At 64.8% G+C, this 25,648-nt stretch carries 23 protein-coding genes and 4 tRNA genes; 23 read left to right on the forward strand and 4 right to left on the reverse strand.

Going from position 1 to position 25,648, the window contains the following annotated elements:
- Window positions 1-61 precede the first annotated feature (61 nt).
- The 16 genes from RAC97_RS16505 (at window position 62) to RAC97_RS16580 (ending at window position 14,551) form a co-directional block, all read left to right on the forward strand.
- The gene (locus tag RAC97_RS16505; RefSeq protein ID WP_375100377.1) at window positions 62-1,066 is read left to right on the forward strand and encodes an aspartate-semialdehyde dehydrogenase; all 1,005 of its coding nucleotides are present in this window, start codon (window positions 62-64) and stop codon (window positions 1,064-1,066) included.
- 75 nt (window positions 1,067-1,141) lie between these two features.
- Window positions 1,142-3,769: a FimV/HubP family polar landmark protein gene (locus RAC97_RS16510; protein ID WP_375100378.1), complete on the forward strand. Its 2,628-nt coding sequence runs from the start codon at window positions 1,142-1,144 to the stop codon at window positions 3,767-3,769.
- An 89-nt stretch (window positions 3,770-3,858) separates the two neighbouring features.
- A complete protein-coding gene (gene truA / locus RAC97_RS16515; protein WP_375100379.1) occupies window positions 3,859-4,713 on the forward strand; it encodes a tRNA pseudouridine(38-40) synthase TruA in 855 nt (284 codons plus the stop codon).
- A gap of 60 nt (window positions 4,714-4,773) precedes the next feature.
- On the forward strand, window positions 4,774-5,394 hold the full coding sequence (locus RAC97_RS16520) for a phosphoribosylanthranilate isomerase (protein WP_375100380.1): 621 nt from the start codon (window positions 4,774-4,776) through the stop codon (window positions 5,392-5,394).
- Window positions 5,395-5,642: 248 nt separating this feature from the next.
- Window positions 5,643-6,536, forward strand: coding sequence for an acetyl-CoA carboxylase, carboxyltransferase subunit beta (gene accD, locus RAC97_RS16525; RefSeq protein ID WP_375100381.1), 894 nt, complete (start codon window positions 5,643-5,645; stop codon window positions 6,534-6,536).
- Entirely contained in the window at window positions 6,536-7,843 is a 1,308-nt protein-coding gene (gene folC, locus RAC97_RS16530) for a bifunctional tetrahydrofolate synthase/dihydrofolate synthase (RefSeq protein WP_375100382.1), read from the forward strand. Before accD ends, folC begins: the two co-directional genes overlap by 1 nt.
- A complete protein-coding gene (locus RAC97_RS16535; protein WP_375100383.1) occupies window positions 7,827-8,486 on the forward strand; it encodes an SPOR domain-containing protein in 660 nt (219 codons plus the stop codon). The genes folC and RAC97_RS16535 overlap by 17 nt, the downstream gene beginning before the upstream one ends.
- Window positions 8,487-8,641: 155 nt before the next feature.
- Complete coding sequence (locus RAC97_RS16540; RefSeq protein WP_375100384.1) at window positions 8,642-9,196, forward strand: CvpA family protein; 555 nt, start codon at window positions 8,642-8,644, stop codon at window positions 9,194-9,196.
- Between the two features lie 42 nt (window positions 9,197-9,238).
- Entirely contained in the window at window positions 9,239-10,744 is a 1,506-nt protein-coding gene (gene purF / locus RAC97_RS16545; RefSeq protein ID WP_375100385.1) for an amidophosphoribosyltransferase, read from the forward strand.
- Between the two features lie 16 nt (window positions 10,745-10,760).
- On the forward strand, window positions 10,761-11,972 hold the full coding sequence (locus RAC97_RS16550) for an O-succinylhomoserine sulfhydrylase (protein WP_375100386.1): 1,212 nt from the start codon (window positions 10,761-10,763) through the stop codon (window positions 11,970-11,972).
- Entirely contained in the window at window positions 11,969-12,742 is a 774-nt protein-coding gene (locus tag RAC97_RS16555; protein WP_375100387.1) for an SDR family oxidoreductase, read from the forward strand. The genes RAC97_RS16550 and RAC97_RS16555 overlap by 4 nt, the downstream gene beginning before the upstream one ends.
- Window positions 12,743-12,893: 151 nt before the next feature.
- Window positions 12,894-12,969 (forward strand) — tRNA-Val (locus tag RAC97_RS16560).
- Between the two features lie 79 nt (window positions 12,970-13,048).
- Window positions 13,049-13,125: transfer RNA gene (locus RAC97_RS16565), tRNA-Asp, on the forward strand.
- 97 nt (window positions 13,126-13,222) lie between these two features.
- Window positions 13,223-13,299, forward strand: a tRNA-Asp gene (locus RAC97_RS16570).
- A gap of 134 nt (window positions 13,300-13,433) precedes the next feature.
- Window positions 13,434-13,510 (forward strand) — tRNA-Asp (locus RAC97_RS16575).
- Window positions 13,511-13,690: 180 nt separating this feature from the next.
- Window positions 13,691-14,551 carry a DUF2242 domain-containing protein gene (locus RAC97_RS16580; RefSeq protein ID WP_375100388.1) on the forward strand — a complete coding sequence of 287 codons (861 nt, stop codon included), beginning with the start codon at window positions 13,691-13,693 and terminating at the stop codon, window positions 14,549-14,551.
- Between the two features lie 241 nt (window positions 14,552-14,792).
- Here the strand turns inward: RAC97_RS16580 and RAC97_RS16585 are convergent, their stop codons facing one another.
- Complete coding sequence (locus tag RAC97_RS16585; RefSeq protein WP_375100389.1) at window positions 14,793-15,833, reverse strand: AraC family transcriptional regulator; 1,041 nt, start codon at window positions 15,831-15,833, stop codon at window positions 14,793-14,795.
- A gap of 6 nt (window positions 15,834-15,839) precedes the next feature.
- On the reverse strand, window positions 15,840-16,958 hold the full coding sequence (locus tag RAC97_RS16590; RefSeq protein WP_375100390.1) for a nitrilase-related carbon-nitrogen hydrolase: 1,119 nt from the start codon (window positions 16,956-16,958) through the stop codon (window positions 15,840-15,842).
- Between the two features lie 184 nt (window positions 16,959-17,142).
- Between RAC97_RS16590 and RAC97_RS16595 the strand changes: the two genes are divergently transcribed.
- Together RAC97_RS16595 and RAC97_RS16600 are read left to right on the forward strand one after the other, a co-directional pair.
- A complete protein-coding gene (locus RAC97_RS16595) occupies window positions 17,143-19,179 on the forward strand; it encodes an FAD-dependent oxidoreductase (protein WP_375100391.1) in 2,037 nt (678 codons plus the stop codon).
- Window positions 19,180-19,262: 83 nt separating this feature from the next.
- Window positions 19,263-20,162: a 1-aminocyclopropane-1-carboxylate deaminase/D-cysteine desulfhydrase gene (locus tag RAC97_RS16600; protein ID WP_375100407.1), complete on the forward strand. Its 900-nt coding sequence runs from the start codon at window positions 19,263-19,265 to the stop codon at window positions 20,160-20,162.
- On the opposite strand, the gene RAC97_RS16605 is transcribed toward RAC97_RS16600, so the two are convergent.
- Together RAC97_RS16605 and RAC97_RS16610 are read right to left on the reverse strand one after the other, a co-directional pair.
- Window positions 20,153-20,698: a cytochrome b gene (locus tag RAC97_RS16605; RefSeq protein WP_375100392.1), complete on the reverse strand. Its 546-nt coding sequence runs from the start codon at window positions 20,696-20,698 to the stop codon at window positions 20,153-20,155. The genes RAC97_RS16600 and RAC97_RS16605 overlap by 10 nt on opposite strands.
- Before the next feature lie 77 nt (window positions 20,699-20,775).
- A complete protein-coding gene (locus RAC97_RS16610; RefSeq protein WP_375100393.1) occupies window positions 20,776-21,747 on the reverse strand; it encodes a DUF1853 family protein in 972 nt (323 codons plus the stop codon).
- 44 nt (window positions 21,748-21,791) lie between these two features.
- On the opposite strand from RAC97_RS16610, the gene RAC97_RS16615 reads away from it, so the two are divergent.
- Genes RAC97_RS16615 through RAC97_RS16635 form a run of 5 tightly spaced genes read left to right on the forward strand, consistent with a single transcriptional unit; the run spans window position 21,792 to window position 25,644 of the window.
- Window positions 21,792-22,682: an NAD(+) kinase gene (locus tag RAC97_RS16615; RefSeq protein WP_375100394.1), complete on the forward strand. Its 891-nt coding sequence runs from the start codon at window positions 21,792-21,794 to the stop codon at window positions 22,680-22,682.
- Window positions 22,682-23,653, forward strand: a complete 972-nt coding sequence (locus RAC97_RS16620) for a metallophosphoesterase (RefSeq protein WP_375100395.1) — start codon at window positions 22,682-22,684, stop codon at window positions 23,651-23,653. Before RAC97_RS16615 ends, RAC97_RS16620 begins: the two co-directional genes overlap by 1 nt.
- Window positions 23,650-24,543, forward strand: coding sequence for a rhomboid family intramembrane serine protease (locus RAC97_RS16625; protein WP_375100396.1), 894 nt, complete (start codon window positions 23,650-23,652; stop codon window positions 24,541-24,543). Before RAC97_RS16620 ends, RAC97_RS16625 begins: the two co-directional genes overlap by 4 nt.
- A 13-nt stretch (window positions 24,544-24,556) precedes the next feature.
- Window positions 24,557-24,817, forward strand: a complete 261-nt coding sequence (locus RAC97_RS16630; RefSeq protein ID WP_375100397.1) for a YeaC family protein — start codon at window positions 24,557-24,559, stop codon at window positions 24,815-24,817.
- Window positions 24,814-25,644 carry a DUF2797 domain-containing protein gene (locus RAC97_RS16635; RefSeq protein ID WP_375100398.1) on the forward strand — a complete coding sequence of 277 codons (831 nt, stop codon included), beginning with the start codon at window positions 24,814-24,816 and terminating at the stop codon, window positions 25,642-25,644. Before RAC97_RS16630 ends, RAC97_RS16635 begins: the two co-directional genes overlap by 4 nt.
- Window positions 25,645-25,648 lie beyond the last annotated feature (4 nt).

A 25,648-nucleotide genomic window follows, 5' to 3' on the forward strand; every position in this document is an offset into this window, starting at 1 on the left:
TGTCTCGGCCCACAATCGAAGTAAAGTGCCGCTCCCGCCGTTCCAGCAGAGGATTCTTGCCATGACCCAAACCCTAGACATCGCCGTCGTTGGCGCCACCGGTAGCGTCGGTGAAACCCTCGTGCAGGTGCTCGAAGAGCTGGCGTTCCCGGTGGCGACCTTGCACTTGCTGGCCAGCATGGAGTCGGCCGGTAGCAGCGTGATGTTCGCGGGCAAGAAGCTCCGCGTGCGCGAGGTCGACAGCTTTGACTTCGCCCAGGTCAAACTGGCTTTCTTCGCAGCAGGGCCGGCTGTCAGCCGGAGTTTCGCGACCCAGGCGCAGCAGGCTGGTTGCACGGTGATCGATCTGTCCGGCGGTCTCGACCAGGCGGTCGCGTTGGTTCCCGAAGCCAACCCCGAGCAGGTCGCCAACCTGACCTGGCCGGCGTTGGTCGCCAGCCCCAGCAGCGCGGCGATCGCCTTGGCCGTTGCGTTGGCCCCGCTCAAGGGGCTTCTGGACATCGAGCGAGTGCAGGTGATGGCGGCGCTGGCGGTATCTGCCCAAGGGCGTGAGGCGGTCAACGAACTGGCCCGTCAGACCGCCGAGTTGCTCAATGCGCGGCCGCTTGAGCCGCGATTTTTCGACCGGCAGGTAGCGTTCAACCTGCTGGCACAGGTTGGCGCCAGCGACGAGCAAGGCCACGGACAGTTGGAGCGACGCCTGGTCGGCGAGCTGCGCGCGTTGCTGGGCCTGCCGGCATTGAAGATTTCCGTGAGCTGCGTTCAAGTCCCGGTGTTTTTCGGCGATAGCTTCAGTGTGGCGGTGCAGAGCCGTTACCCGGTCGACCTGGATGCCGTCAACCAGGCCCTGGAAGCGGCCGAAAGCATCGAACTGGTCGAGCGTGACGATTATCCGACGCCAGTAGGCGACGCAGTCGGGCAAGACGTGGTCTATGTTGGTCGTGTGCGCCATGGCATTGATGAAGAGCAGCAGCTCAACCTCTGGCTGACCACCGATAACCTGCGCAAGGGGGCGGCACTCAACGCCGTGCAGGTGGCGCAATTGTTGATAAAACACATGGCGTAAAAGATACTGGCCAGCAATTTTGTCCTACACCGTCGGCTGGTTTTGGGGACGATTCAAAATATAGGGAAGGGCTTCATGCTTCGAATTCGCAAACTGGTTCTGGCCATCGCGGCAGCTTCGGCGCTGTCGTCCGGCATGGCGAATGCGTTGGGGTTGGGAGAGCTGACCCTCAAGTCAGCCCAGAACCAGCCGCTGGATGCCGAGATCGAATTGCTCGACGTGCGTGACCTCACCGCCGCCGAGCTGGCGCCGGGCCTGGCGCCGCCCGAGGAATTCGCCAAGGCGAACGTGCCCCTGCCGACCTACCTGGAAGACCTCACCTTCACCCCGGTGATAAACCCCAACGGGCGCAGCGTGTTGCGTGTTACCTCCAGCAAGCCGCTGCCGGAGCCGGTGGTCAAGTTCCTGGTCCAGGTGATGTGGCCCCAGGGCCGTCTGCTGCGCGACTACGATGTGGCGCTGGACCGTCCCCAGGCCGCGCCCGGCCAATCGTCCCCTGCTGCAATCAACCCTGCGGTCAGCGCTGGCAGCTACACCACCAAACGGCGCGACACCTTGTGGCAGATCGCCGCGCGCAACAGCCACGGTGGCTCGGTGCAGCAGACCATGCTGGCGATCCAGGCGCTCAACCCGGATGCCTTCATTGGCAACAACATCAACCAGTTGAAGGTCGGCCAGGTACTGCGCCTGCCTGACCAGCAGCAGATCCAGAGCATTCCCCAGGGCGAGGCGGTTCGCGAAGTGGCCGAACAGTATGCGGCCTGGCGTGAAGGGCGACGCTTGGGGCCGCGTGCGCGGCAGTTGGACGCCACCCGGCGTGGAGCCGCCGATGCGGCGCCGTCGCGTATCGCCCAGGGCGACAACCTGCGCCTGCTCAGCTCGGACGGGCAGGCCGGGGCGAACAACGCCAAGGCGCTCAGCGACAAACTTGCAGTGACCCAGGAGAGCCTGGACACCAGCCGTCGCGACAACGACGAGCTCAAGAGCCGCATGGTCGACCTGCAAAGCCAGCTGGACAAATTGCAGCGTCTGATCGAGCTGAAGAACGACCAACTGGCGCGCCTCGAGGCGCAAAACGCTGCTGGACAGCCGCCGCAAGCTGTGACCCTGCCTGGCGAGCCTGCGCCCGCGCAGCCAGCGGTCAACGCTCAATTGACCCCGGCGGCGCCAGTCGTAGCCCCGGCACCGGCAGCCGCCGATACCGCACCGCAACCCGAGCCCGTCAACGAGACCGCGCCTTCGCAAGGCAAAGGTGTTCTTGATCAACTGTCGAGCAATCCGCTGCTGCTGGGCATTCTGGCAGGCTCCGCATTCCTCGTGTTGTTGCTGTTGCTGCTGCTGTTGGCGCGCAAGCGCAAGGCCCAGCAGGAGGCGGAGAAGCACCTGCGCATGGCACGGGCCTTGTCCGAGGAAAGCGAGCGTGCGCCGGACCTCGACCTGCCGCCCGACAGCTTCGATGGCCTCGAAGTGTCCTCGCCCAGCGTCACCTTGTCGCCCGCCGTAGTGGCCGCTTCGGCTGCCGCTGCGAGCGCTGCGGAAAAACCTGCGGTACCCACGCCGATCCCCGCACCGGTGGCCGACCCCACGGCGAAACTGTTGGCCGAGGTCGACGAAAGCCTGGCCAAGGGTCGCCTGAACCATGCCGCCACGCTGCTGGAGCCGGCAGTGGCCGCGCAACCTGAGCGCAGTGACCTGCGTTTGAAGCTGATGGAAGTCTATGCACGCCAAGGCGACCGTGATGCTTTCGTCGGCGAGGAGCGTCAGTTGCCGGTATCGGCGCAGAACCAGGTCGATGGTCTCAAGCAGCGCTTCCCTGCCATGCTTGGGGTGGCGGCAGCGGGTGCTGGCGCGGCGGCCCTGGCGGCAGAGCTGGATGAGCAATATGTTCAGGAACTGCTGCAGGACCAGGCTGGCGCTGGCGAGCCGACGCCCGAGCCTGTGGGCACCGTCGAGCCTGAGGCTGTCGATGCGCCGGCCAGTGCTCAGGACGACCTGGACAGCGCGTTCGACCTTAGCCTGGGCGACGACCTGCCGGCAGACGATCATCTCGAACCGCCCATGCTCGATGCCGACGAAGTCGCTGCCCAGCCGCTCGATGCTGAATTCGAGCCCCTCGCCGATACCCCGGCCGCTAGCGACGCCGATGACGACTTCGAGACCCTGCTGGCCCAGGCGCAAGCCCAGGCTGAACCGCAGAGCCTGGACGACCTGGCCGAGTTCGACCTGGATGTCGGCGAACCCCAGGCCCCGGTCGGGTCCGAGGACGCGCCAGTGGATGTGATGGCAGAATTGGCGGCCTTTGACGAGGCCCCCGAGTTCGACCCGATTTCCGAACTGGAGCTGCCGGACGACTTCGACCTGTCCCTGTCGCTCGAGGATGAATCACCCGCGGCGAAAAACTTCGCGTCGGAACTGGATGACGTCAACGCCGAGCTGGACAAGCTCTCGCAAAACCTCGAGTCGCCGACGCCGGAGCCCACGTTCACTGCCGAGGACGCGGCCCTTGAGCCCGAGGCCCTGGACGACCTGGACTTCGACTTCTTCTCCGGTGCCGACGAGGTGGCCACCAAGCTCGACCTGGCTCGCGCCTACATCGACATGGGCGACAACCAAGGGGCGCGGGACATCCTCGACGAGGTCGTCAAGGACGGTGACAGCACCCAGCGCCAGGAGGCCGAGGACATGCTCTCGCGCCTGGTCTAGGCCCACTCGCTTGAACCCAACGGCAGCCCAGTGGCTGCCGTTGTCGTTATAATGCCGGGCATTTCGTTCCCGCCACAGGTTTCACGTACTTGGACATCAACGACATCGACACGGCCGAGTCGGCCGCCGAAGGCTATTCGCGCATCGCCCTGGGCGTTGAATACAAAGGTTCCCGCTACCGCGGGTGGCAGCGCCAGTCCAGCGGTGTGCCCAGCGTCCAACAGGCGCTGGAGCAGGCATTGTCGAAAGTGGCCGATTCGCCGGTGAGCGTGGTCTGCGCCGGGCGTACCGACGCGGGTGTGCACGGCTGTGGGCAGGTGGTGCATTTCGATACCAGCGCGGTACGCGATGAGCGCGCCTGGACCCTGGGCACCAATTTCAACCTCCCCCATGACATCAGCGTCGCCTGGGCCAAGCCCATGCCTGCGCACTTCCATGCACGTTTCAAGGCCACTGCGCGGCGCTACCGCTACGTTATCTACAACGACCCGATCCGCCCGGCACACCTGGCCGAGGAAGTAACCTGGAATCGCCGTCCGCTGGATGTCGAGCTGATGGCCGCTGCCGCGCGGTACCTGTTGGGCACTCACGATTTCAGTGCGTTTCGCGCCAGCCAGTGCCAGGCCAAGTCGCCCATCAAGCATATCCACCACCTGCGGGTCACCCGCCACGGTCGGATGATCGTGCTGGATGTACGCGCCACGGCGTTCCTGCACCACATGGTGCGCAACATCGCCGGGGTGCTGATGACCATCGGTGCCGGCGAGCGCCCGGTCGAATGGGCCCGCGAGGTGTTGGAGGGGCGCAACCGTCGCGAGGGGGGGGTGACCGCGCACCCCTTCGGCCTGTACTTGGTGCAGGTGGAGTACCCGGAGGAATTCGTGTTGCCCCAGCGTTACATTGGCCCACACTTTCTTACCGGCTTCGAGGCGTTGCTCGACTGACGGGTCAAACGTCATTTGCTACCATCGGGCCTTTCACCGATTACGCAAGGTTGCCTTTCCATGAGTAACGTTCGCACCAAGATCTGCGGAATTACCCGCCTGGAAGATGCACTCGCCGCCGTCGAGGCCGGAGCCGATGCAATCGGCTTCGTCTTCTACGCCAAGAGCCCGCGTGCGGTGGATGCGCGCCAGGCCCGTGCAATCATTGCCCAGCTGCCGCCATTCGTGACCACCGTCGGCCTGTTCGTCAACGTGTCTCGCTGCGAACTCAACGAGATCCTCGAAGTGGTTCAACTGGACCTGCTACAGTTCCACGGCGATGAAACCCCGGCTGACTGCGAGGGCTACCACCGCCCCTGGATCAAGGCGCTGCGGGTGCGCCCGGGCGACGACCTGGAAGCGGCCTGCCAGCAGTACGCCGGCGCTCAGGGCATTCTCCTCGACACTTTTGTGGCGGGTGTGCCGGGTGGCACAGGCGAGGCCTTCGACTGGTCGTTGGTGCCGGCGCGCCTGAGCAAGCCGATCATCCTCGCGGGCGGGCTGTCGGCCGCCAATGTCGCCCAGGCCATCGCCCAGGTGCGGCCTTACGCGGTAGACGTCAGTGGCGGTGTGGAGCAGGCCAAGGGCATCAAGGATGCGGCGAAGATCGAAGCCTTCATGCAGGCGGTGAAACAGGCTTGACGCGGATGTGACGGCTGGCGGCGCGCCATCGTCCATAGCTATCGCAGCCCATTGCTGCCAGGCCAGGCCCGAGGGGCCGGCCAGAATACGCGACGCCACGGGCGTCAGCGCAAGGATGAAGGTGTAGCGGTGCGCGGGCGGTCCCCGTGGCCGGTCCACCATCGGTTTACAGAAGAATTTGAGCTCAAGGGCTGGGGTGGTGCACGCAAGACGATGCCCGCCACCGGCCGATACGGGAGAAACAAGGCATGAGCAACTGGCTGGTAGACAAACTGATCCCTTCGATCATGCGTTCCGAGGTGAAGAAGAGTTCGGTGCCTGAGGGCCTGTGGCACAAGTGCCCGGCATGCGAGGCCGTGCTGTACCGTCCGGAGCTGGAGAAGACCCTGGACGTCTGCCCCAAATGCAACCACCACATGCGCATCGGCGCACGTGCGCGCATCGACATCTTTCTGGACGCCGAAGGCCGTGCCGAGCTGGGCGCCGACCTGGAGCCGGTCGACCGCCTGAAATTCCGTGATGGCAAGAAATACAAGGACCGCCTGACCGCTGCGCAGAAGCAGACCGGCGAGAAAGACGCCCTGGTTTCCATGAGCGGTACCCTGATGGGCATGCCGATCGTGGTCAGCGCCTTCGAGTTTTCATTCATGGGCGGCTCGATGGGGGCCGTCGTCGGCGAGCGTTTCGTACGTGCCGCCAACTACGCCCTGGAAAACCGCTGCCCGATGGTCTGCTTCTCGGCTTCCGGTGGCGCGCGCATGCAGGAAGCCCTGATCTCCCTGATGCAGATGGCCAAGACGTCCGCTGTGCTAGCGCGCCTGCGCGAAGAAGGCATCCCGTTCATCTCCGTGCTCACCGACCCGGTCTACGGCGGTGTTTCCGCGAGCCTGGCCATGCTGGGTGACGTCATCGTCGGCGAGCCCAAGGCGCTGATCGGTTTCGCCGGTCCACGTGTGATCGAGCAGACCGTGCGCGAAAAGCTGCCGGAAGGCTTCCAACGCAGCGAATTCCTCCTCGAGCACGGCGCTATCGACCTCATCATCTCCCGCGAGCAACTGCGTCCGCGCCTGGCCCGCCTGCTGGCGCAAATGACCGGCCAGCCGACGCCAGAGCAAGCGCGAGAGGTCGCTGCGGTCGCGTGATGAGCCAGCGTAGCCTGGGCGAATGGCTCGCCTACCTCGAGCAGTTGCACCCTTCGGCGATCGACATGGGCCTGGAGCGCTCGCAGCAGGTGCTGGCTCGGCTCGGGCTCGGGCGCCTGGCGCCCCGTGTGGTAACGGTCACCGGTACCAATGGCAAGGGCTCCACTTGCGCCTTCGTGGCTGCGTTGCTGCGCGCCCAGGGGTTGAAGGTGGGCGTGTACAGCTCGCCGCACCTGCTGCGCTACAACGAGCGGGTGCTGATCGAGGGGACCGAGGCCAGCGACGAGCAGCTTTGCCAAGCCTTTGCCGCTGTCGAGGCGGCCCGTGGCGATATCTCCCTGACCTATTTCGAGATGGGCACCCTGGCGGCGTTCTGGCTGTTCCGCCAGTCGGCGCTGGATGCCGTGGTGCTCGAGGTCGGCCTGGGGGGGCGACTGGACGCGGTCAACCTGGTCGACGCCGACCTGTCGCTGGTCACCAGTATCGGTGTGGACCATGCCGACTACCTGGGCAACACCCGCGAGTCGGTCGCTTTCGAGAAGGCGGGTATCTTCCGCCAGGGCAAGCCGGCCCTGTGTGGCGACCTCGAGCCACCGCTGCCACTGCTGGACAAGGCAGTTGAGCTGGCGTGTCCATTGTTCCTGCGCGGGCGTGATTTCGACCTGGCAAGTACCGGTACCCACTGGCAATGGCGCGGTCGCAAGGCAGATGGTGCCAGCGTAGAGCTGTACGATCTGCCGTTGCTCGATCTGCCGATGGAAAACGCAGCCCTGGCGTTGCAGGCCTATCTGCTGATGGGCCTGCCATGGCAGGCAGCGAACATCGTCCAGGCACTGCTCGATACCCGCATCACCGGCCGCCTGGATCGCCGCACGCTGACCTGGCACGGCAAGTCGGTAGAACTGCTGCTGGATGTCGGGCACAACCCCCACGCTGCCCAATACCTGGCGCGACGCCTGGCGGCAAGGCCGCCGCTGGGGCGGCGCCTGGCGGTCTTCGGCCTGTTGGCCGACAAGGACCTGGAAGGCGTGGTCGCGCCGCTGCAAAGCCTGATAGCAAATTGGGCAGTGGCGCCGCTGCAGACGCCCCGCAGTCGCCCGGCTGCCGAGCTTGCTGAGGCCTTGACGAACCTCGGCGCTACGGTGAAGTCTTACGTCAGCGTCGAGGCCGCCCTGGAAGGGCAGTGCGCCGAGGCGATGGCGGGTGACCAGATCCTGCTGTTCGGTTCGTTTTTCTGCGTTGGCCAAGCCTTGGAATGGCTTGAGCGGCAGGCTCTCGAGGATGGAGTAGATGGCAGTGCTGGATAAAGGGATGAAGCAGCGTATGGTCGGGGCGCTGGTGCTGGTGGCACTGGCGGTGATCTTCCTGCCGATGTTGTTCACCCGCGAAGACGAGATGCGCCAGGTGCGTGTCGAGGCACCCGAGGCTCCAGCCATGCCGAGCCTGCCTGAAGTAGAGGTGGAGCCGGTGCAGGTGCCGGAGCCGCAGGTGTTGCCGGATCCATCCGAGCAACCAGCGGTGGTGGTCAACGAATCCACGGCACCGGTCACCACGCCGAGCCAGCCGATCGCGCCTGCGCCGTCTGCGCAGGCGCCGGCGGCCCCGCAGCAAGCGCCGGTTGCTAAGACCGAAAGCCACCCTGCGCCGGTAGCGGCACCGGCTGCCAGTGCGACGAAACCTGCCGCTGCCTCGAAGATCGATGCCAATGGGCTGCCGGTAAGCTGGTCGATACAGCTCGCCAGCCTGTCCAACCGGGCGGGTGCCGAAAGCCTGCAGAAAACCCTGCGCAGCCAGGGCTACAACGCCTATATCCGGACGTCCGATGGCCTGAACCGGGTGTTCGTCGGGCCGCTGATCGAACGTGCCGAGGCTGAGCGTCTGCGCGATGTGCTCGGTCGCCAGCAGAAGCTCAAGGGAATCGTGGTCAGGTTCCAGCCGGAGCGCAGTTGAGCGGCTGCTGTCACGCCTCCAACACGGTCCCGTTCGCGGGCTTTCTCGCGAATGGGACGCAACTCCCCTCCAAGGCGTATCCTGCCGACATTCCGCTTACCCCAAGCCTTGCGCTCTGTTAAAATGCGCCGCCTCAAACGTCTGCGGGCAGCATCGTGGCATTTACCTGGGTTGATTGGGCGATCATTGCGGTCATCGCCGTTTCCTCACTGATCAGTCTGAAGCGCGGCTTCGTCAAGGAAGCCTTGTCCTTGCTCATCTGGATCATCGCCGGCGCAGTTGCCTGGATGTTCGGTGGGTCGCTGTCGCAGTACCTGGAAGGCTACATACAGACACCTTCCGCGCGTGTCATCGCCGGGTGCACCATTCTTTTCGTCGCCACCCTGCTGGTGGGGGCGATGATCAATTTCCTGATAGGCGAGCTGATCCGTGTGACCGGGCTGTCCGGCACCGATCGCTTCCTGGGCATGGCCTTCGGCGCCGCGCGCGGGGCCTTGCTGGTGGTCGTGGCCATCGGGCTGTTGAGCCTGGGGCCTGTACAACAGGATCCGTGGTGGCAGGAATCGCGCCTGATACCACAATTTCTATTGGTTGCTGACTGGTCGAAGAACCTCATCCTGGGTTTCGCCGGTCAGTGGATGTCCAATGGGATCAGCGCACCGGTTGATCTTCCGTTCAAGGAACAGTTGCTCGGGCCAACCAAGCCCTGAGCGCTTTTCACTCAAGTTTCATCAATGTAGGGGTTGCGTCGCATGTGTGGCATCGTCGGTATCGTCGGTAAGTCGAACGTCAATCAGGCGCTGTATGACGCGCTTACGGTCCTCCAGCACCGCGGCCAGGACGCTGCCGGTATCGTGACCAGCCATGACGGCCGGTTGTTCCTGCGCAAGGATAATGGCCTGGTGCGCGACGTCTTCCAGCAGCGCCACATGCAGCGTCTGGTCGGCCACATGGGCATCGGCCACGTGCGCTACCCGACCGCTGGCAGCTCGACCTCGGCCGAGGCCCAGCCGTTCTACGTCAACTCGCCCTATGGCATCACCTTGGCACACAACGGCAACCTGACCAACGTCGAGCAGTTGGCCAAGGAGATCTACGAGTCGGACCTGCGTCATGTCAACACCAACTCCGACTCCGAGGTGCTGCTGAACGTCTTCGCCCATGAGCTGGCGGTGCGTGGCAAGCTGCAACCGACCGAGGACGACGTGTTCGCTGCCGTGTCCCACGTGCATAGCCGCTGTGTCGGTGGCTACGCGGTGGTGGCGATGATCACTGGCTACGGTATCGTCGGCTTCCGCGACCCCAACGGAATTCGCCCGGTGGTGTTCGGCCAGCGTCATACCGATGAAGGCGTCGAATACATGATTGCCTCCGAAAGCGTCGCCCTGGACGTGCTCGGCTTCACCCTGATCCGCGACCTGGCGCCGGGCGAAGCGGTGTACATCACCGAAGAAGGCCAGATGTACACCCGCCAGTGCGCGACCAACCCGCAGCTCAAGCCTTGCATCTTCGAGCATGTCTACCTGGCGCGCCCAGACTCGATCATGGATGGTGTCTCGGTGTACAAGGCGCGCCTGCGCATGGGCGAGAAGCTGGCCGAGAAGATCCGCCGCGAGCGCCCCGACCACAACATCGACGTGGTCATCCCGATCCCGGACACCAGCCGTACCGCAGCCCTGGAGCTGGCCAACCACCTGGGCGTGAAGTTCCGCGAAGGTTTCGTCAAGAACCGCTACATCGGCCGTACCTTCATCATGCCCGGCCAGGCCGCGCGCAAGAAATCGGTGCGCCAGAAGCTCAACGCCATCGAGCTGGAGTTCCGCGGCAAGAACGTGATGCTGGTGGACGACTCGATCGTGCGCGGCACCACCTGCAAGCAGATCATCCAGATGGCCCGCGAGGCCGGCGCGAAGAACGTCTACTTCTGCTCCGCCGCCCCCGCAGTGCGTTACCCCAACGTCTACGGCATCGACATGCCGAGCGCTCACGAACTGATCGCCCACAACCGTACCACCGAACAGGTGGCCGAGTTGATCGGCGCCGACTGGCTGGTCTACCAGGACCTGCCTGACCTGATCGAATCGGTCGGTGGCGGCAAGATCAAGATCGAGCACTTCGATTGCGCGGTGTTCGACGGTGAATATGTCACCGGCGACATCGACGACGTGTACCTGGCCCGTATCGAACAGGCGCGCAACGATGCCGCCAAGGTCAAGACCCAGGCCGTCAGCGCGATCATCGACCTGTACAACAACTGATTTTGGGAGCCACGGCATGACGGATCAATGGGATGCCGGTCGACTGGACAGCGACCTCGGGGGTGTCGGTTTCGACACCCTGGCGGTACGCGCCGGTCAGTACCGCACACCGGAGGCCGAGCACAGCGACCCGCTGTTCTTCACCTCCAGCTATGTATTCCGCACGGCCGCCGATGCGGCCGCGCGGTTTGCCGGTGAAACCCCGGGCAACGTCTATTCGCGTTACACCAACCCGACCGTGCGCGCCTTCGAGGAGCGCCTGGCAGCCTTGGAAGGTGCCGAGCAGGCGGTGGGTACCTCTACTGGCATGGCGGCGATTCTCTCCACGGTAATGGCCCTGTGCAGTGCCGGCGACCACGTGCTGGTTTCGCAGAGCGTGTTCGGCTCGACCATCAGCCTGTTCGAGAAGTACTTCAAGCGTTTTGGCGTGCAGGTCGACTACGTGCCCCTGGCGGACCTGGGCGGCTGGGAAAAAGCCATCAAGTCCAATACCAAGCTGCTGTTCGTCGAGTCGCCGTCCAACCCCCTGGCCGAGTTGGTCGATATCGCGGCCCTCGCCGAAATCGCCCACGCCCGTGGGGCCATGCTGGTGGTGGACAACTGCTTCAGCACGCCAGCGTTGCAGCAACCCCTCAAGCTCGGTGCCGACATCGTGGTGCATTCGGCGACCAAGTTCATTGACGGCCAGGGCCGTTGCATGGGCGGGGCGGTGGCGGGGCGTAGCGAGCAGATGAAGGAAGTCGTTGGCTTCCTGCGTACTGCTGGCCCTACCCTCAGCCCGTTCAACGCCTGGGTGTTCCTCAAAGGCCTGGAAACCCTCAAGCTGCGCATGCGCGCCCACTGCGAGGGCGCCCAGGCGCTGGCGCAGTGGCTGGAGCGCCAGGACGGTGTCGAGAAGGTCCATTTTGCCGGCCTGCCGAGCCATCCGCAGCACGAACTGGCCAAGCGCCAGATGAGTGGATTTGGTGCGGTGGTCAGCTTCGAGGTCAAGGGTGGCAAGGACGGGGCCTGGCGCTTCATCGACGCCACGCGGCTGATGTCGATCACGGCCAACCTGGGCGACAGCAAGACCACCATCACTCACCCGGCTACCACCTCCCACGGCCGACTGACGCCGCAGGAGCGCGAGGCAGCGGGTATCCGCGACAGCTTGATACGCGTGGCGGTGGGCCTTGAAGACGTGGCCGACCTGCAAGCCGATTTGGCACGTGGCCTGGCGGCGCTGTGATTGACTGGAAGGGCGGCGAACCTGGTCATAACGGCCGGGTAGCCTTGGTCACCGGTGCCGCCCGCGGCATTGGCCTGGGCATCGCCGCCTGGTTGATCTGCGAGGGTTGGCAGGTGGTGCTGAGCGACCTGGACCGCCAACGCGGCGCCAAGGTGGCCAAGGCCCTGGGCGGCAATGCCTGCTTCGTCGCCATGGACGTGGCCGACGAGGCGCAGGTCAGCGCCGGGGTAGCCGAGGTGCTCGGGCAGTTCGGGCGCCTGGATGCGCTGGTGTGCAACGCCGCCATCGCCAAGCCGCACAACCACACCCTGGAAAGCTTGAGCCTGGCCCAGTGGAACCGCGTGCTGGCGGTCAACCTCAGCGGACCGATGCTATTGGCCAAGCATTGTGCTCCTTACTTGCGTGCCCATGGCGGTGCCATCGTCAACCTGGCCTCTACCCGTGCCCGGCAATCCGAACCGGACACCGAGGCCTACGCGGCGAGCAAGGGCGGTCTGGTGGCTCTGACCCATGCCCTGGCGATGAGCCTGGGGCCTGAGATTCGCGTCAATGCGGTGAGCCCCGGCTGGATCGATGCGCGCGACCCCGCGCAGCGCCGAGCCGAGCCACTGACCGACGCCGATCACGCCCAGCACCCGACAGGCAGGGTAGGGACGGTGGAAGACGTCGCGGCCATGGTGGCCTGGTTGCTGTCGCGCCAATCGGCGTTCGTCACGGGGCAGGAGTTCGTGGTGGATGGCGGGATGACGCGCAAGATGATCTACACCTGAAAGGTGTTCTTGCTGGCTTTCGCGCGCTGATTCGGCGATTGGTCTTTTTTGTCCTTTTTCAAAAAAAATCCAACAGGGCTATTGACTTAGCTTCGGTACCTGCGTAAATTTCGCGGCCTCAGCGAAGCAAACGCAACAAGCAATATCACGAGGGTGATTAGCTCAGCCGGGAGAGCATCTGCCTTACAAGCAGAGGGTCGGCGGTTCGATCCCGTCATCACCCACCACTTCCTGAGATTGTTCCTGACCCGGGCCAAGCCGAAAGGTGAAGCTCAAGTGAGAGGAACCGGACGCAAGTCCAACTGCGCAGCGGTAGTTCAGTCGGTTAGAATACCGGCCTGTCACGCCGGGGGTCGCGGGTTCGAGTCCCGTCCGCTGCGCCACTTTTATTCCAGATGGGTGTTTTCACCGGTCTGAGGCAAGAAGGTAAAGCCTTCAAGCCTGATCCCAGTTTCAAGCAGGCCACGGTCTGTACGATACGCAGCGGTAGTTCAGTCGGTTAGAATACCGGCCTGTCACGCCGGGGGTCGCGGGTTCGAGTCCCGTCCGCTGCGCCATCTTCGCCTCGAGGTCCTTGAACACCTCCTGGCAGCATCGAAGGCGATCATCGAATCGCCTTTTTTGCGACTGTCACCCAGCTGCCAGCTGGTTGCAGATCCCAGTTTCAAGCAGGCCACGGCCTGTGCGATACGCAGCGGTAGTTCAGTCGGTTAGAATACCGGCCTGTCACGCCGGGGGTCGCGGGTTCGAGTCCCGTCCGCTGCGCCATCTTCGCCTCGAAGTCCTTGAACGCTTCGAAGCACGTGAAAAGCGACCTTCGGGTCGCTTTTTTCGTTTCCGGGAAAAGGTTTTTTACCGTTGCCTGACAGACTCTTCACCGATCAGCGGTTTCAGCAGGCCTGCGATGTGTTGCACAATAGGCCCCATTCGTTCTTCCCGGAATTGGCAATGTCTAGATCAACCGTCTTCGGTGCGCTCGGGCTGGCCCTTGTGCTGGCGGGTGTTTCCGGCTGTTCCTCGAAAAAAGCCGCGGTGTACGAGCACGAGAGCTTTGATGACTCGGGCACCTTCTCGCGCAGTTTCCCGGTCAGCGAAGCTGGCTCTTGCGAGGCTGCCCGGCGTGCGCTGCTCAGCCAGGGCTATATCATCACCAACAGTGATGCCAGCCAGGTGGCGGGCAACAAGAGCTTCCAGCAGAACGCCGAAAGCCATATGCAGATCAGCTTCAACGTCACCTGCGCGCCCGACAGCGGCGACGACCAGCGCTCGACCATGTTCGCCAACGCCCTGCAGGACCGTTACGCGCTGAAGAAGTCCAACACCTCGGCCAGCCTTGGGGTAGGCGTGCTGGGCTCGGTGTCGATGCCGATCGGCTCGAGCGACGACTCCATGGTCAAGGTGGCCAGCGAGACGGTGACGGCGGCGCAGTTCTACGACCGCTATTTCGCCCTGGTGGAAAGCTACCTGCCCAAGCCCAAACCCAAGGCCGAGCACAAAGTCGAACCCCAGGCCGAGGCGCCCAAGGTAGAGAAGCCCGCGCCAGACCTGGGTCTGCCAGAGCAACCTGCTGCCGCCTTGGCACCGCCTCCAGCAGCCGAGGAAGTGGTACCGGTGACGGTAGAACAGCCTGCAGCTCCCGAGCCTGCCGCCAACCAGGTACCTGCCGCAGTGCCGGCCAGCGATGTCCAGCCTGCGCCGGTGGTGGACGACCGTGAGGGCTCCCAACCCATCGTTCCGCCTATCGAGTCCGCGCCGATTCAGGTGCAGCAACAGGCGCCTGCCAGCGAACCTGAACCTGCGGCGATGTAACATAGACACCTTGCAGCGAATTGTTACAGGCTCTGCGGGATAACTTCCCCTGGCGCTGCTACGTTTACCACTCGTAGGGATGTCATGTTTCCTTCATCCGGCCAGCTTAAGTTGACGGAAGGTTAACGAATATCGACGAGTGAAGAGGGCGTAGGCCAATGGATGATTACCAGGAAGAATTGCTCGAATTCCATGCGTACGAGCTGGATACCCCCGAGCCGGCCGACGACGCCACCGAGCTTTAGCCCACCTGCCGCTGATGGCGGCGAAACTCTCCCGGTGTGAGGCGTGTCCAGCGCTTGAATGCGCGCTGGAACGCCTCGGCGGATGCAAACCCCAGCAAATAGGCGATTTCGCCGAAAGCCAGTTCCGTATCGCGGATATAGGTCTCGGCGAGGTCGCGGCGTGTGTCATTGAGCAGGTCGCGAAAGCGCGTGCCTTCCTCGGCCAATTTGCGGCGCAGGGTCCAGGTCGGCAGTTGCAGGCGCTGCGCGACCTCTTCGAGGTCTGGTTCGCGTCCGCCGTTGAGCAAGGGTCCGAGCAGGTGGGTGATGCGCTCGCTCAGGCTGCGCACCCGAGTGCGCTGGATAAATTCCGCTTCGCACAATTGCAGGAGGTGCTGCCAGGTACCTGGGCAGTGTTGCGGGTTAACCAGGTCGAGGGTAGTGCGGGCCAGGCGCAGCTGGTTTTTGGCGGCACCGAATTGCACAGGACTGGCGCACAGACGCTGGTACTGGCTGGCGTAGACCGGAGCTTCGAACTCGATGTCCAGGCGCTCGGCCTGTAGCGGCATGCCCGCCAGGCTCGACAATTGGGCCAGCCAGCCGGCCAGCAGCGAATCGACCACGAAGCGGTTGTAATGGTTGTAGGGGCTGATGGAGTAGAAGCGCAGCCAGGCGCCCTGGCTGTCCTCAAGGAAGCTGGAGTGGCCTCGGTAGTTGGCCGCATACAACGGCTCGAAACGCAGCAGGGTGCGGGCGGCCTCGCGCACGGTAGGGGCCTGGGCTGCGGTAACGCCAGCCAGGCCGGCTTGTGGCAAGCGGCTCAGTTCGCCCATGCGCAGGCCCAGCGCGGGGTCGCCACACAGTTCGATGGCTGCGTGGCCCAAGTGCATGTAGCGCGGAATAGACAGGCGGGCGTTGGGTTCGGCAAGTCGGGTGCTGTCCAGACCATAGCGTTGCAGTAGCGCCGCCGGGTCGTGCCCCAGGTGCTGCAAGGCGTCGCCCAACGGCTGCACGAAACCTACCGAAAGGTCTCCCAGGCGTACCCGTGGCCGCGGCATGCTGCGCTACAGCCACAGGTTGAGCAGACGAGCGCCCGCGCTGGGGTGGCCTGCCAGTTGCTCGCCGGCCTGGCTGATGAAGCCCTGGCCATCGCTGCCCAGTTCCCAGAACTGGCCGCGCAGGAACACGCTGATGGCCGGTGTGCCGGGGTTGGCGTCCAGGGTCAGTTGACGCCAGGCGTCCTGCTCGCTGACATCACCCTTGGCCAGTGGTAGAGAATCGGCGGCCTGCTGGTGGCGGTTGCCGCGCCAGGGGCTGTGCCAGCTGCCCTTGCCACTGAGAAATACCGGGTTGGCGATCAACTGCGCCGACTGGTCTGCCAGTTGCCGATAGTTCTGCGGGTACCAGCTGTCACTGCCGACCAGTACGCCGAGCCGTCCGGCCGGGGTCTGCAGCACTTGCAACGGTTGCTGCTGGTCGCCCTCGATGTAGCGGCGCACTTCGCTGTCGGGGTAGCGCTGGCGCTGAGGCTGGCCCAGCACCGAACCATCGGCGCCGAATACCAGGCTGCTGTTGAACAGCGGGCCTCGGCCGACGCGCAACTGGCCCTCCTCGACATACGGGGCGGGCAGCACGATCGAGCCGGCCACCAGGGTCACGCCGAACTCCCGCGCCAGGCTGCCGAACAGCTGCTGGTAATCGTCTGCCATCTGCCGGGCCTTCATGCGCAGGTGCGCATCCGAGCGCCGATCGTCGCCGGTGGCGCCCAGCATGGCCAGGCCATAGCGCAACGGGTTGCTCAGCTCCAGCCATTGCCAGGCTTCGCGGTAGCGGGTGACCTGGTATAGCTCCTTCTTCTCGCCACGCGCCCACAGCCAGGTGCCGATATGCTCGGGCAGCACCACCACCGTGCGCGGGTTGATCAGGCCTTGCTCGCGCGCCTGCTCGAAATAGGCGGACAGCTTGCGGTGCAGGCGTTGCAGGTTCTGGTAGTCGCTGGGGTAAAGCAGTGGTTCGATGCCCAGCAGGTTGCCATGCTCGCCCGGCACGCCGTGGTTGAGCGCCAACTCGATGCGCAGGTCGGAAAGGTAGTGGCCTTCCGGGCGCTGCTGGGTCCAGAAGCCATAACCACAGACTGCGGCGATCATCACCAGTGCCAGGGCGCTTGCCAGGAGTTTTCGCATATGGCGCAACGGTGCCTACAGAGGAAAGAGCCCTAGGTTAGTCCTGCTGTACACCAGGATCAATAAGTTGTCGCTTTCGATCATTGAGCGCCTTCAAACGCCTGTTTAATGTCGGCGGCAGACAACGACGGGGGCACGCCGAGGCTCTCGCATTCCGTGATTACGCCTGATAGGGAGTTGACCCATGGCTGCCGCCCCATATCCGCACCTGCTGGCCCCGCTCGACCTGGGTTTCACCACCCTGCGCAACCGCACCCTGATGGGCTCGATGCACACCGGCCTCGAGGAGCGCCCCGGCGGCTTCGAGCGCATGGCCGCGTATTTCGCCGAGCGCGCCCGAGGTGGCGTCGGCCTGATGGTCACCGGCGGTATCGCGCCGAACGATGAGGGAGGGGTGTATTCCGGTGCGGCCAAGCTCAGCACCGAGGAAGAGTCCGACAAGCACCGCATCGTCACCCAAGCCGTGCATGCCGCAGGGGGCAAAATCTGCCTGCAGATCCTTCACGCTGGGCGCTATGCCTACAGCCCGCGCCAGGTGGCACCCAGTGCCATCCAGGCGCCGATCAATCCGTTCAAGCCCAAGGAGCTGGATGAAGACGGCATCGAGAAGCAGATCGTCGACTTCGTCAACTGCTCGAAACTGGCCCAGCGTGCCGGCTACGACGGGGTCGAGATCATGGGGTCGGAAGGCTACTTCATCAACCAGTTCCTCGCCGCCCACACCAACCACCGCACCGACCGCTGGGGGGGCAGCTACGAGAACCGCATGCGCCTGGCGGTGGAGATCGTGCGCCGGGTACGCGAGGCGGTAGGCCCACAGTTCATCATCATCTTCCGCCTGTCGATGCTCGACCTGGTGGAAGGTGGAAGTGACTGGCAGGAAATCGTGCAACTGGCCAAGGCCATCGAGCAGGCCGGTGCGACGCTGATCAACACGGGTATCGGTTGGCACGAGGCGCGTATCCCGACCATCGCCACCAAGGTGCCGCGCGCGGCGTTCAGCAAGGTCACCGCCAAGCTGCGGGGTGAGGTGAAGATTCCGCTGATCACCACCAACCGCATCAACACCCCGGAAGTGGCCGAGGCGGTGCTGGCCGAAGGCGATGCCGACATGGTGTCGATGGCACGCCCTTTCCTGGCCGACTCGGACTTCGTCAACAAGGCCGCCGCAGGGCGTGCCGACGAGATCAACACCTGCATCGGCTGCAACCAGGCCTGCCTGGACCACACCTTCGGCGGCAAGCTCACCAGTTGCCTGGTCAACCCGCGCGCCTGCCATGAAACCGAGCTCAACTACCTGCCGGTGGTTGTCGCCAAGCGTATCGCCGTGGTCGGTGCCGGGCCTGCGGGCCTTGCCGCTGCGACCGTGGCTGCCGAGCGCGGGCACCAGGTGACGCTGTTCGATGCAGCGGGTGAAATCGGCGGGCAGTTCAACGTGGCCAAGCGGGTGCCGGGCAAGGAAGAGTTCTACGAGACCCTGCGCTATTTTGGCAACAAAGTGAAAAGTACCGGTGTCGAGCTGCGTCTGAACACCCGTGTCGGGGTCGATGAGCTGGCGGCGGGGGGCTTTGACGAGATCATCCTGGCCACCGGTATCAGCCCGCGTACGCCGGCCATCCCCGGCATCGACCACGCCAAGGTACTCAACTACCTGGATGTCCTGCTCCAGCGCAAGCCGGTCGGCCAGCGCGTAGCGGTGATCGGCGCGGGCGGCATCGGCTTCGATGTTTCCGAGTTCCTGGTGCACGAAGGTGTGGCCACCAGTCAGGACCGTGAAGCGTTCTGGAAGGAGTGGGGCATCGACACCCAGTTGCAGGCTCGCGGTGGTGTCGCTGGGGTGCGTGCCGAGCCGCATGCGCCGGCACGCCAGGTATACCTGCTGCAACGCAAGAAAACCAAGGTCGGCGACGGCTTGGGCAAGACCACTGGCTGGATCCACCGTACGGGCTTGAAGAACAAGCAGGTGCAGATGCTCAACAGCGTCGAGTACTTGGGGGTCGATGACGACGGCCTGCACATTCGGGTCGGCGAAGGCGAGCCGCAACTGCTGGCGGTGGACAACGTAGTGGTTTGCGCAGGCCAGGACCCGCTGCGTGAACTGCATGAGGGGTTGCTGGCCAAAGGGCTGTCGGTACACCTGATCGGCGGTGCCGACGTGGCCGCCGAGCTGGATGCCAAACGTGCCATCAACCAGGGCTCGCGCCTGGCTGCCGAGCTGTGATCGACAGCCGAATCGGCACCGCGAGCTGTTTCGCAAGAGGATTGCGCTGAGCTGGTAAGCTGGGCCTTTTCGGCATGCACCCGATGATCGATGGCTTTGCCTCCCTTGCGACTCCCCCCTTGCAACGCCTGCACCTGCCTTGGCTGGCCGGTGCGGGCGTGGCATGCGCGGTGTTGCGCCTGGACCTGGTCGACCCGCTGATAAGCGGCAACAAGGCCTACAAGCTTCGCGACCACCTGGACACGGCGCGGCGCAGCGGCGCGCCCGGGCTGATCAGCCTGGGCGGCAACCACTCCAACCACCTCCATGCCCTGGCGGCGGCAGGCCGGCGTTTCGGCTTCGCCACCGTCGGCTTGTTGCGTGGGGAACCCCAGGACACGCCGACGGTGCGCGACCTGCAAGCCTTGGGCATGACCTTGCACTGGTTAGGTTATGCCGGTTACCGGGCACGTCACCAAGCGGGTTTCTGGCAGCCCTGGCAGGCGCGCTACCCCGGTTGGCACTGCATTCCCGAGGGCGGTGGGGGACGCGAGGGCGCCGGAGGGTGCCAGCTGTTGGTCGAGCAGGCCCAAGCGCAGCTTTTCTCGCTCGGTTGGACGGATTACCACGCCTGGTGGCTAGCGGTGGGCACGGGCACCACCTTGGCCGGCCTGGTGCTGGCCGAGCGGGGCAGGCATGTGGTCCATGGTGCGCTGGCCGTGCCCGCCGACCATGGCGTGGCCGAGTCCGTGGAGGCACTCGCCGGGGGCCAGGGCTATGTGCTGCATGATGCCTGTCGAGGTGGTTTCGCGCGCCGCGACGACGCCCTGCTAGCGTTCATCGCCGAAAGCGAGGAGCAGGCCGGCTTGCCACTTGAAGCCCTGTATACGGGCAAGGCGTTGATGGCCCTGCGCGAACAGGTCGAGGCCGGGCGGTTCGCGCCCGGCACCCGCTTGATCTTTGTACACACCGGCGGCCTGCAGGGGCGGCGCGGCTACTTGTAGGGCAGCATGCGCAGCAGCGTGTTGTCGCGCCGCACGAAGTGGTGATAGAGCCCGGCCAGTGCATGCAGGCCGATCAGCCAGTAGCCCCAGCTGCCAATGCGTTCGTGCCAGCCCTTGATGAACTTGGCCTGGCCCGAGTCCGGGCCGATCAGCGCCGGAAGCTCCAGGCCATAGAACGGGATCGGCTTGTCGGCGGCACTGAGCATCAGCCAGCCGGCCAGGGGCAGGCCGATCATCAGCAGGTACAGCAGCAGGTGCACCAGGTGTGCAAGGCCGGTCTGCCAGGCCGGTGGCCGCGGCACGATCGGTGGGGCACGGCGAGCCAGGCGCATGGCCAGGCGCAGCCAGACCAGGAAGAACACGCTAAGACCGAGCATGAAATGCAGGCTTTTCATCAGGTCGCGTTCGGCGCTGTCCCTGGGGAACAGGCCGCGCAGTTCGATGCAGGCGTAGACGGCGGCCAGCAGTACCAGCATCAGCCAGTGCAGGGCGATGGACAGGCGCGCGTAGTGCGCGGCGGGGGTGGGTGAAACCATGTCGGGCCTCGTCATCAGGTGGGCGGAGCGCTCTTGGCGGCGCATTTTTTCTGTTAACGGCAACGCAGGTTCAAAGGTCATCGCTGCGGCAGGTGTGGCCAGCTATCGCTCACCAGGAACACCCGTCGTGCCTCGTGCCAAGCGCCATCGGCATGTTCCAGTTGCACCAGCAACTGTGCCGGGGCATGGATGTCCAGGCTCAGCAACCACGTCTGGAATGTCCGGCATGACCAACAGTCCTCCAGGCGCGCGGGCGCCAACCAGGCCTGGCGTGGTAGCGGCTGCCAGCGTTCCTGAGTATCCACGGGCCAGTCACGTCGATGCAGCCAGCGTCCACGCAGGTGTTGCGGGTTGGCGCCCTGCGGGGCCTGGGCCTGCCCGGGCCAGGGGTAGAACAGGTAGCCGCTGAGCCAGACATGGGCCTGCACCTGGGCGACACCCAGGCGCGCCAGCACCTCGCGGCACTCCGGGCGTGCCGAAAGCGGCAACTGGTGCCCGGCCAGGTGCGCAAGCTTCTGGCCCAGGCGGTCGTGGCAGCCAGGGCCCAGCCAGTGCAAAGGTTCCTGCCCGTCGTCGTGGGTAGGGCCGAGGTAGAGCTTGATGGCCAGCTCCAGGTGATGCAGGCCGTCGCGGTCGCGCAGCAGCAGGTCGAGTTCGCCCAAGGTATGACCGCCCACGCGGACCGGCAGGTTGGCCGCCAGCAGCTCGATCCCCGGTGCCTGGCGCAGGGCGAACTGCCACAGCGCTTCGTAGTACAGGCCCAGGCGGCGGCTGGTGAGCTTCGCCAGGCTATCGAGCAACGGCTGCGGGTCGTGGTCGAGCACCTGTAGCCAGTGCGCCAGCTGTCGCGGGTCGTCCGCCCAACCACTGGCGGCCAAAGGGTGGCGCTGCGGGCAGGGCGGTGCGTCGAGCAGCGCAGGCGACAACAGCGCCCAGGCCAGGTCGCGTACGGCCGGGTGGCTCAGTTGGCGGGGCAGGTCGTGCAGGTCGGCGAAAGGCGTCATCCAGCGAGCATAGCCGGTTTGCCGCTGGCGGGGCGTTTCGCCCATAATCCGGGAATCGTTACCCCGGCGCAGAGCCTCGCAGGAGCCCCATGGAGCAATTTCGCAATATCGGTATCATCGGACGCCTCGGCAGCTCCCAGGTGCTCGACACCATTCGCCGACTGAAGAAATTCCTGCTCGAGCGCCACCTGCACGTGATCCTCGAGGACACCATCGCCGAAGTGCTGCCCGGCCACGGCCTGCAAACCTCCACGCGCAAGTTGCTGGGCGAGGTCTGCGACCTGGTCATCGTGGTCGGTGGCGACGGCAGCCTGCTGGGCGCCGCCCGTGCCCTGGCGCGTCACAACATCCCGGTGCTGGGCATCAACCGTGGCAACCTGGGCTTTCTCACCGACATCCGCCCTGACGAGCTGGAAACCAAGGTCGCAGAGGTGCTCGACGGCCACTACCTGGTGGAAAACCGCTTCCTGTTGCAGGCCGAGGTGCGCCGCCATCACGAGGCCATTGGCCAGGGCGATGCACTGAACGACGTGGTGCTGCACCCGGGCAAGTCGACGCGGATGATCGAGTTCGAGATCTACATCGACGGCCAGTTCGTCTGCAGCCAGAAGGCCGACGGCCTGATCGTCGCCACACCCACCGGTTCCACCGCCTACGCCTTGTCGGCGGGCGGGCCGATCATGCACCCCAAGCTGGATGCCATCGTCATCGTGCCGATGTACCCGCACACGTTGTCCGGGCGGCCGATCGTGGTCGACGGCAACAGCGAGCTGAAGATCGTGGTGTCCAAGGACCTGCAGATTTATCCGCAGGTGTCCTGCGATGGCCAGAACCACTTCACCTGCGCGCCCGGCGATACCATCACGGTGAGCAAGAAGCCACAGAAGCTGCGGCTGATCCACCCGCTGGACCACAACTACTACGAGGTCTGCCGCACCAAGCTGGGTTGGGGCAGCCGCCTGGGGGGCAGGGACGACTGATGTTCGATCCGGCGCGAAGTTTCGACATCATCGGCGACGTGCACGGTTGTGCGCTGACCCTCGAACGCCTGCTCGACACCCTCGGCTACCAGCGGGTTGGCGGAGTATGGCGTCACCCACGGCGCCAGGCACTGTTCCTCGGCGATATCGTCGACCGCGGGCCGCGCATCCGCGAGGCGCTGCACATCGTCCATGACATGGTCGAGGCCGGTCAGGCCCATTGCATCATGGGCAACCACGAGTACAACGCCCTGGGCTGGATGACCCCGGCGCTGCCGGGCACTGGCAAGGCCTATGTGCGCGAGCACACCCCGCGCCACGCCCGGCTGATCGACGAGACCCTGACCCAGTTCGCCCAGCACCCCGGCGACTGGCACGACTTCGTCGAGTGGTTCTACACCTTGCCGCTGTTCATCGACGCCGGGCGTTTTCGCATGGTCCACGCCTGTTGGGACCCGCAACTGATCGAGCAACTGCGCCGGCAGCACCCCGATGGGCGTATCGACCAGCACTTCGTGCAGGCCTCGGCGGTGTCCGGCAGCTTCGCCGCCACCGTGTGCAACCGCCTGCTGCGTGGCACCGACATGCGCCTGCCCGACGGCCTTACGCTGACCGGCGGCGACGGGCTGACCCGCGCGTTCTTCCGCACCAAGTTCTGGGAAGAAGACCCGCAGACCTACGGCGACATCGTGTTCCAGCCCGATGCCTTGCCCGAGGCGGTGGCGCGCACGCCGCTGGAGCCGGCCCAGAAGAACGCCTTGCTGCGCTACGCCGAGGACGAGCCGCTATTGTTCGTCGGCCACTACTGGCGCAGCGGCCGCCCGGCGCCGATCCGCGCCAACCTGGCCTGCCTGGACTACAGCGCGGTGCTGTACGGCAAGCTGGTGGCCTACCGCCTGGATGATGAAACCCGCATCGACCCGCACAAGTTCGTGTGGGTCGATGTCGACCGCCCGCAGGCCAGCCAATGAATGTGATCGAAGTGATGCGCCTGCCGGTGGATGTCGACCTCAGCGGCTTCGTCGCCATGCTGCGGCGACTCGAACTGCCGCACCGGGTGATCGAGGACGGCGCCGAACAGGTGCTGTGGGCGCCGCCTGGGTTGGCCGGGCAGGTGCTGGAGTTGTACCAGCGTTTCCCCCAAGGCAGCCCTGATGTACAGCGTATCGTCGAGCCGGCCCCGCAGCAGCAGGTGCCGGAGGCGGATGCGCCCGTCGTGCCCTCGCTCAAGGAGCAGGCCCTGGCCTGCAAGGCCTGCATCGGCGTATTGCTGCTGACCCTGTTGGTCGTCGCTGTGACCGGCATGGGCGAGAACTACTCGACGGTCTCCTGGTTCAGCTTCATGGAATTCCAGCGCCACGGGGACTACCTGTATTTCACCTCGCTGGCCAAGACCCTTGGCGAAGGCCAGTGGTGGCGGCTGTTCTCGCCGATGCTGCTGCATTTCAGCCTGATGCAGCTGGCGTTCAATGCCGTGCTGTTCTGGGAACTGGGCAAGCGCATCGAGCTGCGCCAGGGCGCCTGGGCGTTGCTCAACCTCACCTTGCTGTGCAGCCTGGTGTCGAACCTTGCACAGCATTTCACCAGTGGCCCAGGCATTTTCGGCGGCCTGTCCGGGGTGGTCTACGGGCTGCTCGGCTACGTTGCGGTGTACCAGCGCCTGGCCCCCAACCCGCACTACGGCATGCCCAAGGGTTTTGTGGTGGTGGCGCTGGTCTGGTTGGTCGCGGGTGTCAGCGGTGTGATCAGCCAACTGGGCTTCGGGCAGATCGCCAACGCCGCTCATGTCGGCGGGTTGCTCATCGGATGCCTGGCCGGCCTCTTGGGTGGGGCGCTGGCCAGGCGTAAACTGTCGGCCTGAACGAGGAGACCCTATGTCCACTTTCGCGCAAATGATCGAAAACATCACACCGGAAATCTACGAAAGCCTGAAGACGGCCGTGGAAATCGGCAAATGGTCCGATGGCCGCAAGCTCACGGCCGAGCAGAAGGAGCTGTCGCTGCAGGCGGTGATCGCCTGGGAAATCAAGAACCTCCCCGAAGACCAGCGCACCGGCTACATGGGGCCGCAGGAATGCGCCTCGAAGTCGGCGCCTATCCCTAACATCCTGTTCAAGTCGGACTCGCTACATTGATCGAACTCGCTCGTGGCTCCCTGAGCAAGATGGCGGTGCGTCTGGAAGCACCGGTCGTGCAGTACAGCTTTCGCCTGGGCGAGGCGCAGGTGCCGGTCAACCCGCTGATCGGCCAGTCGCTGCGCCTGGAGTATCTGGGTGCCATCCACTGCACCCACTGCGGCAAGCGCACCAAGACCAGCTTCAGCCAAGGCTACTGCTACCCCTGCATGACCAAGCTGGCCCAATGCGACATCTGCATCATGGCCCCGGAAAAATGCCACTACGACGCCGGCACCTGCCGCGAGCCGTCCTGGGGCGAACAATTCTGCATGACCGACCACGTGGTGTACCTGGCCAACTCCTCGGGCATCAAGGTCGGTATCACCCGCGCCAGCCAACTGCCCACCCGCTGGCTCGACCAGGGCGCCAGCCAGGCGCTGCCGATCCTGCGCGTGGCTACCCGCCAGCAATCCGGGCTGGTCGAAGACCTGCTGCGCAGCCAGGTGCCCGACCGCACCAACTGGCGCACCCTGCTCAAGGGTGATGCCGAGGTGCTCGACCTGGTAGCGGTGCGCGAACAGATCTTCGATGCCTGCGCCGAAGGCCTGCAAGGCTTGCAGCAGCGCTTTGGCCTGCAGGCCATCCAGCCGCTGCCCGACGCCGAGGTAGTGAGCATGCGCTACCCGGTCGAGGCCTACCCGAAGAAGATCACCAGCTTCAACCTGGACAAGGACCCAGTCGTCGAAGGCACGCTGCTGGGCATCAAGGGCCAGTACCTGATCTTCGACACCGGCGTCATCAACATTCGCAAGTACACGGCTTACCAACTGGCCGTGCTCCAGTAAAAGG

The sequence above is a fragment of the Pseudomonas sp. LS_2 genome, from assembly GCF_042709235.1.
GTDB lineage: Bacteria > Pseudomonadota > Gammaproteobacteria > Pseudomonadales > Pseudomonadaceae > Aquipseudomonas.